Origin of the sequence: Goodfellowiella coeruleoviolacea (assembly GCF_024171785.1) — a bacterium.
Lineage (GTDB): Bacteria > Actinomycetota > Actinomycetes > Mycobacteriales > Pseudonocardiaceae > Goodfellowiella > Goodfellowiella coeruleoviolacea.
Window position 1 is genome coordinate 471,715 of record NZ_JAMTCK010000005.1, and the last position, 7,228, is coordinate 478,942.

General features: G+C 69.6%; 4 protein-coding genes. All 4 read right to left on the bottom strand.

The window, feature by feature from the left end; genetic code table 11:
- Positions 1-78: 78 nt before the first annotated feature.
- Positions 79-3,588, bottom strand: coding sequence for a DNA-directed RNA polymerase subunit beta (gene rpoB / locus LX83_RS13720; protein WP_253771091.1), 3,510 nt, complete (start codon positions 3,586-3,588; stop codon positions 79-81).
- A 478-nt stretch (positions 3,589-4,066) separates the two neighbouring features.
- Positions 4,067-5,044, bottom strand: a complete 978-nt coding sequence (locus LX83_RS13725; protein ID WP_253771093.1) for a hypothetical protein — start codon at positions 5,042-5,044, stop codon at positions 4,067-4,069.
- Positions 5,045-5,370: 326 nt separating this feature from the next.
- The gene (locus LX83_RS13730; protein ID WP_253771095.1) at positions 5,371-5,943 is read right to left on the bottom strand and encodes a hypothetical protein; all 573 of its coding nucleotides are present in this window, start codon (positions 5,941-5,943) and stop codon (positions 5,371-5,373) included.
- 36 nt (positions 5,944-5,979) lie between these two features.
- Positions 5,980-7,227 (bottom strand): MCE family protein, encoded by a 1,248-nt coding sequence (locus LX83_RS13735; protein WP_253771097.1) that lies wholly within the window; start codon positions 7,225-7,227, stop codon positions 5,980-5,982.
- Between the last annotated feature and the right edge of the window lies 1 nt (position 7,228).

Consider the following 7,228-nt stretch of genomic DNA (forward strand, 5'->3'; position numbering starts at 1 on the left):
TGATAGTTGGTTCAGGCCTGGAGGGGTCGAGCCGGGCGGGTCGGCGGCGCTGGGCCGCGCCCCCGCCCGGCGGCGAGGTCAGTTCACGACGTCGTCAACAGAGGGTGCCTCGTCTCGGGACAGGTTGATGCCGAGGTTGGCCGCGGCGCGCTCCAGGTCCTCGTCGTCACCGTCACGCATTTCGATGGCCGCACCGTCGCTGGAGAGCACCTCGACGTTCAGGCACAGCGACTGCAGCTCCTTGAGCAACACCTTGAAGGACTCCGGGATGCCCGGCTCCGGGATGTTCTCGCCCTTGACGATCGCCTCGTACACCTTGACGCGGCCGAGGACGTCGTCGGACTTGATGGTGAGCAGCTCCTGGAGGGTGTAGGCGGCGCCGTAGGCCTGCATGGCCCAGCACTCCATCTCACCGAACCGCTGACCACCGAACTGCGCCTTACCACCCAGCGGCTGCTGGGTGATCATCGAGTACGGGCCGGTGGAGCGGGCGTGGATCTTGTCGTCCACCAGGTGCAGCAGCTTCAGGATGTACATGTAGCCGACCGCGACCGGGTAGGGGTACGGCTCACCGCTGCGCCCGTCGAACAGCTGCGCCTTGCCGTCCGAGCCGACCATGCGCTCGCCGTCCCGGTTGGGCAGGGTCGAGCCGAGCAGGCCGGTGATCTCGTCCTCGCGGGCACCGTCGAACACCGGCGTGGCCGTGTTCGTGCCCGGCTCGACGTGGTACAGCTCCTCGGGCAGCTTGCTGGCCCACTCCGGGTTGCCCTCGATGCTCCAGCCCTGCTTGGCGATCCACCCGAGGTGGGTCTCCAGCACCTGGCCGATGTTCATTCGACGCGGCACGCCGTGGGTGTTCAGCACGATGTCGACCGGGGTGCCGTCCGGCAGGAACGGCATGTCCTCGACCGGCAGGATCTTGCCGATGACGCCCTTGTTGCCGTGGCGGCCGGCGAGCTTGTCACCGTCCTGGATCTTGCGCTTCTGCGCCACGTAGACCCGGACCAGCTCGTTCACGCCGGGGGGCAGCTCGTCGTCGTCCTCGCGGCTGAACACGCGGATGCCGATGACCTTGCCGTTCTCGCCGTGCGGGACCTTCAGCGAGGTGTCGCGGACCTCCCGGGCCTTCTCACCGAAGATGGCGCGCAGCAGGCGCTCCTCCGGGGTCAGCTCGGTCTCACCCTTCGGGGTGACCTTGCCGACCAGGATGTCGCCGTCGCGGACCTCGGCACCGATCCGGATGATGCCGCGCTCGTCGAGGTCGGCGAGCACGTCCTCGGAGACGTTCGGGATGTCCCGGGTGATCTCCTCGGCGCCGAGCTTGGTGTCCCGGGCGTCGATCTCGTGCTCCTCGATGTGGATCGAGGTGAGCACGTCGTCCTGCACCAGGCGCTGGGACAGGATGATCGCGTCCTCGTAGTTGTGGCCCTCCCACGGCATGATCGCGACCAGCAGGTTCTTGCCGAGCGCCATCTCGCCGTTCTGCGTGCACGGGCCGTCGGCGATGACCTGGCCGACCTCGATCCGGTCGCCCTCGTTGACGATCGGCTTCTGGTTGATGCAGGTGCCCTGGTTGGACCGGCGGAACTTGTGCATCCCGTAGGTCTGCCGGGTGCCGTCGTCGGCCATGATCGTGACGTAGTCGGCGGACAGCTCCTCGACCACGCCGGCCTTCTTGGCCACCACCACGTCACCGGCGTCGACCGCGGCGCGCAGCTCCATGCCCGTGCCGACCAGCGGCGACTCGCTGCGCAGCAGCGGCACGGCCTGGCGCTGCATGTTCGCGCCCATCAGGGCGCGGTTGGCGTCGTCGTGCTCCAGGAACGGGATCATGGCCGTGGCCACGGAGACCATCTGGCGCGGCGAGACGTCGATGTAGTCGACATCCTTCGGCGCGATCTGCTCGATCTCGCCGCCCTTCTTGCGGACCAGCACGCGGTCCTCGAGGAAGTTGCCGTCCTCGTCGATGGGCGTGTTGGCCTGCGCCTTGACGTAGCGGTCCTCCTCGTCCGCGGTCAGGTAGTCGATCTGGTCGGTGACCCGGCCGTCGATGACCTTGCGGTACGGGGTCTCGATGAACCCGAACGGGTTCACCCTGGCGTAGGAGGACAGCGAGCCGATCAGACCGATGTTCGGGCCTTCCGGCGTCTCGATCGGGCACATCCGGCCGTAGTGCGAGGGGTGCACGTCGCGGACGTCCATGCTGGCGCGCTCACGGGAGATACCACCCGGGCCGAGCGCGTTCAGGCGGCGCTTGTGCGTCAGCCCGGCGATCGGGTTGGTCTGGTCCATGAACTGCGACAGCTGGGAGGTTCCGAAGAACTCCTTGATCGCGGCGACCACGGGGCGGATGTTGATCAGGGTCTGCGGCGTGATGGCCTCGACGTCCTGGGTGGTCATCCGCTCCCGGACGACCCGCTCCATCCTGGACAGGCCGACCCGGATCTGGTTCTGGATCAGCTCGCCGACGGTGCGGATGCGGCGGTTGCCGAAGTGGTCGATGTCGTCCACCTCGACCGGGATGACGGCGGGCTGGCCGTCCGGGCCCAGCTCACCGTTGCGCACGGCCATCGAGGTCTCGCCGGCGTGCAGCCGGACCAGGTACTCGATGGTGGTGACGATGTCGTCCTCGGTGAGCACGCCCTGGTTGATCGGGACGTTCAGGCCGAGCTTCTTGTTGGCCTTGTAGCGGCCGACCTTGGCCAGGTCGTAGCGCTTGTCCTTGAAGAACAGCGTCTCCAGCAGGGCCTGCGCGCTCTCCTTGGTCGGGGGCTCGCCGGGGCGCAGCTTCCGGTAGATGTCGAGCAGGGCCTCGTCCGTGCCGGCCGTGTGGTCCTTCTCCAGGGTGGCCAGCAGCGTCTCGCTGAACGAGAACCGCTCGCGGATCTGCTCCGCCGTCCAGCCGAGGGCCTTCAGCAGCACGGTGACCGGCTGACGACGCTTGCGGTCAATGCGGACACCTACGGTGTCGCGCTTGTCGACGTCGAACTCGAGCCAGGCACCCCGGCTCGGGATGATCTTGACGCTGAAGACGTCCTTGTCCGTGGTCTTGTCGACCGCCTGGTCGAAGTAGACCCCTGGGGACCGCACGAGCTGGGACACCACAACCCGCTCCGTGCCGTTGATGATGAAGGTCCCCTTGTCCGTCATCATCGGGAAGTCACCCATGAACACCGTCTGGCTCTTGATCTCGCCAGTGGTGTGGTTGGTGAACTCGGCGGTGACGAACAACGGTGCCGCGTACGTCATGTCCTTGTCCTTGCACTCCTCGACGGAGGCCTTCACCTCGTCGAAACGAGGGTCGGAGAAGGACAGGGACATGGAGCCGGAGAAGTCCTCGATCGGCGAGATCTCGTTGAGGACCTCTTCGAGGCCGCCAACGGGATTCTCATCGCCGGCATCGACGCGACGCTGGAACCAACTCTCGTCGCCGGTGAGCCATTCGAACGACTGAATCTGCAGGTCGAGCAGGTTGGGCGCCTTGAGCGGCTCGCGGATCTTCGCGAACGAGACCCGCTTGGGCGCTCCGGGGATCCCCGACGTGGAGTTGGTCGCAGCAGTGGCCGTGGTCGCGCGGGAGACTGCCAAGATGCGTCCTTCCAGGGACTCAAGCGAGCTAGCGCTGCCAATAGCGTGCGCTAGCACGGCTGTCAAGGGTGCGGTGGTGCCCAAAATCGTAGCTCTCGGCGAAGGGCATACGAAAGGAGGGCAGCGCAAAGGGGCAGTCTAGCCACCAACACGGCAGCTGTCGAGAGGGCCCGGCAAGAACCGGTCACATCCGCACCGACAGAGTGACCTGCGCGGGCCCGTGAGTCAAGACGCCACGCTGCGATCACCCCGTCGGCGGAACCGGTTCTCACTCGACGTGACCGTCCTGACCAGCCGAAACACAGACAGTTCACATTGTGAGTGCACACGACGACACCCAGTGGTGATCAGCAACAGCAGTGCGCAGTCGCGCCAATCACCCCAAACTGTGACTCTGGTCACATCGGCTAAACTGGTCTTTTCGGACACCAACTCGGCGAAAACCGGTCGCCACAAGTATTCGATCCGACGCGTCATGTTACCGGCCGCCGGCCGGGGGTGAGGACGCAGGTGTGCCCGACCCGGCGGCCCCGTCCTGTTGCGGTGCGGAGCCGTTCGGCTGCGCTGCGCTGCTCTGCTGTGCGGCGCTGGTCTGCTGTTGGGCGCCGCTCTGTTGCTGGGCGTTGTTCTGCTGGCCGAGCATGTCGAAGCCGGCGATCCGCCAGCGCCCGTCGACGCGCTCGGCGCGCACGCTGAACATCGACCCGCTGGCACTGGACTCGTTCTTGTCCGCCCTGGTGGCGATCTGGTCCAGGAACACCAGGACCACGGCCCGGTCCCCCTCCAGCGCCTTGACCCCGGTGGTCACCACGCGGGCCGAGAGCACCAGTTTCTGCGTGGCGGCGTTCTGCTTCACCTGGGCGAACAACTGGTTGTACTCGTCGATGGCCTGGCCGGTCAGATAGGTCCTGGCGTTCTGCTCGGCCTCGTCGGTCCGGTCGTAGGAGAACGACAGCACCTTCTCCAGCGCCTCGGTGACCTGGCCGCTGACCTCGGTGGTGCGCCCGGTGTCCACCAGCGCCTGGTTGGTGGCGGCGTTGCTGCTGGCCAGCCCGACCTGCTCGGCCCGGAACCAGATTGCCAGGCCGGTGCAGACCAGCAGCGCGGCGAGGGCGACCGGCAGCGCCAGCCGTTGTCGTGCCGACCGGCCGCCCCCGGTCCGCTCCCGCGCGCGGTCACCCTCGGCGGTGGACTCCTGGTCGGTGGTGGACTCCTGGTCGGCGGTGGAGCCGGCCTCGGCCGCTGGGTCGGTCCCGGTCCGGTCGGCCTCGGCTGAGCCCTCCGGCCCCCCGACGGCACCAGTGGCCTCGCCGGCGCCGTCCGCCTCGCCGGCATCGTCGCTGCCAGCGGCCCGCCCAGTGTCGGCGGCCCGCCCGGTGTCGGCGGCACCTGCCTCCCCCGGGGCATCGCCTGCCGCACCGGCCTCTGCCGCCTCGGCAGCCGCTGGGGTGTCCACAGGCGCGGTGGTCGCACCGGCGTCAGCGCGCGGGCTGGCGACGGTCGGCCGCTCGGCCGCCGCAACCGCCTCAACCGCCTCGGCCGATTCGGTCCCCCTGGCTGGTTCGGCCGGCCTGGCTGGTTCGACCAGTGGGGTTGGACCAACCGGTGCGGCCGGTTCGGGCGCCTGGGCCGCTGCTGCCGGCCGCGTGCCCTCGGCGGTGCGGTTGCGCGTGCGCGTGCCGGCGACCTTGGGACGGCGCGGCTGCGGGGTTGGGCGGCGACGGGTGGGTGGCACGGTGTGAGTCCCTTCGGCCTTGGCTGCGCGTTGCGGTCCGGACGGGCTCAGACCGCGCCGGTGTCGATCTTGGCGATGGCGCTGAGCTTCCACCCGCCGTCGGTGCGGGTCAGCTCGGCCTGGAGCCGCTGTCGGTCGACGTAGGGCTCCCCGCCGTCCGGTGTCACCACGGTCTGCACCGCGGCCATCACCTTGGCCTTGCCGGCCCGGTCGTCCAGTTCGACCACGGAGGCGTCGAGCACCTCGGCCTTGGTGGTGCGCTTGGTGTCCTCGAACAGCTTCTTGTTCTGGTCCCGCATCGTCGCGGTCTCGTCGTGCAGCGGGCCGGTGGAGGAGTCCAGCCAGAGGGCGAACGCGTCGTCGGGCTTGCGGAAGTCGAAGGTGTTGAAGTTGACGATGCCCTGCTGGCCGACGCGCAGCACCTCGTCCCTGGTCTGGGCGTAGCGCAGCGAGTCGTTGGTTGCGGTTGTCCACCACAGCACCCCGAACACCGCCATCAGCACGAACGCCACCGCGGCGAGCAGCGCGACCACCCGCGGTGCGATGTCGCGGGCTGAGCGGTCGGCACCGGCCAGGCGGGCCAGGCCGGCGGGGAGGCGCAACAGCGACCGGTTCGCCATGATCTCTCCAGGGGGGTAGTCGTTGCCGCCGCGCGGTCATCCGGGTAACCCGAGCAGTTGCCCCAGGCTGGTGGCCCCGCCCCGGCTGGCCGGCGCGGGTGTGCTCTGCTGGCCGGTCGGGCCCTGCGGTGTCCCACCCTGCGGCGCCGAGCCCTGGGCTGTCCCGCCCGGTGTCGTCGCGTCCCGGGTGGTGCTGACCGGGCCGGGCTGACCGCCGTAGGGCGCGTTCTGGGCGCCCCGCACGGTGCTGTTGCTGCCCCGGCCCAGCGCGCAGTACGCCTGGGTGTTGGGCGGGGCCGGGCTGGTGTCCGTGCCAGCACGGATGGTGGTCCGCTCGTAGCCCTGGGTGCAGGGCAACGGGTCGAACACGTTCAGGGCCAGGCCGAAGTGGGCGGTGCCGTCGTCGGGCGCCACGGTGAAGCCACCCACCAGCACCGCCGGATAGGTGACCAGCACCTGCTCGACGCCGTCCAGCCTGGGCAGCACCACGGTCGCGGTGGTGAGCAGGTTGGCCGCGAGCACGCCCAGGTTGCGCCCGCTGTCGGCGAGCAGGCCGCTCAGCTGCGCGGCGGCCGGTGGCGCGGCCGAGATCAGCCGGCGCAGGTCGCTGTCCGAGTTCTTCAGCTGCTCGGTGAGCAGCCGCAGGTCGCCGCTGAACGACCGGATGGCGTCGGCCTGGTCGTTCTGGGTGGCCAGCACGGTGTGCCCGTCGGTGAGCAGGCCGGTGGTCTGCGGCAGGTGCGCGCTGGCCGTGCCGGTGACGTCCCTGGTCGCGTCCAGCAGCACCGCCAGATCCGGGCCGGTGCCGCTGAACGCGGTGTCCAGCTCGTCCACCACCGTGCGCAGCGCGTCCGCCGGCACCGACGCGGCCAGCGCGTCCACGTCGGCCAGCAGCGTCTCCACCGGCAGCGGCGTGCGGGTGTCGGCCTGCTCGATCACCGCGCCCTCGGCCAGGAACGGCCCGCCGTCACGGCGCGGCCGCAGGTCCACGTACTGCTCGCCCACGGCCGACCGGTTGGCCACCACCGCCTCGACGTCGTCGGGGATGGCCGGCGCCGAGGAGTCGATGGCCAGGTCCACCTCCACCCCGTGCTCGGTCAGCCGCAGCGGCCCCACCCGGCCCACCCCCACCCCGCGGTAGGTGACCTCGGCGTCGCTGAAGATCCCACCCGAGTCGGCCAACCGCACCCGCACCACGTACCCGCCGCCGCCCCACACCCGGTCCAGCCCCGCGTACCGCGCGCTGACATAGCTGATGCCCAGCAGCGCGACCACCACGAACACC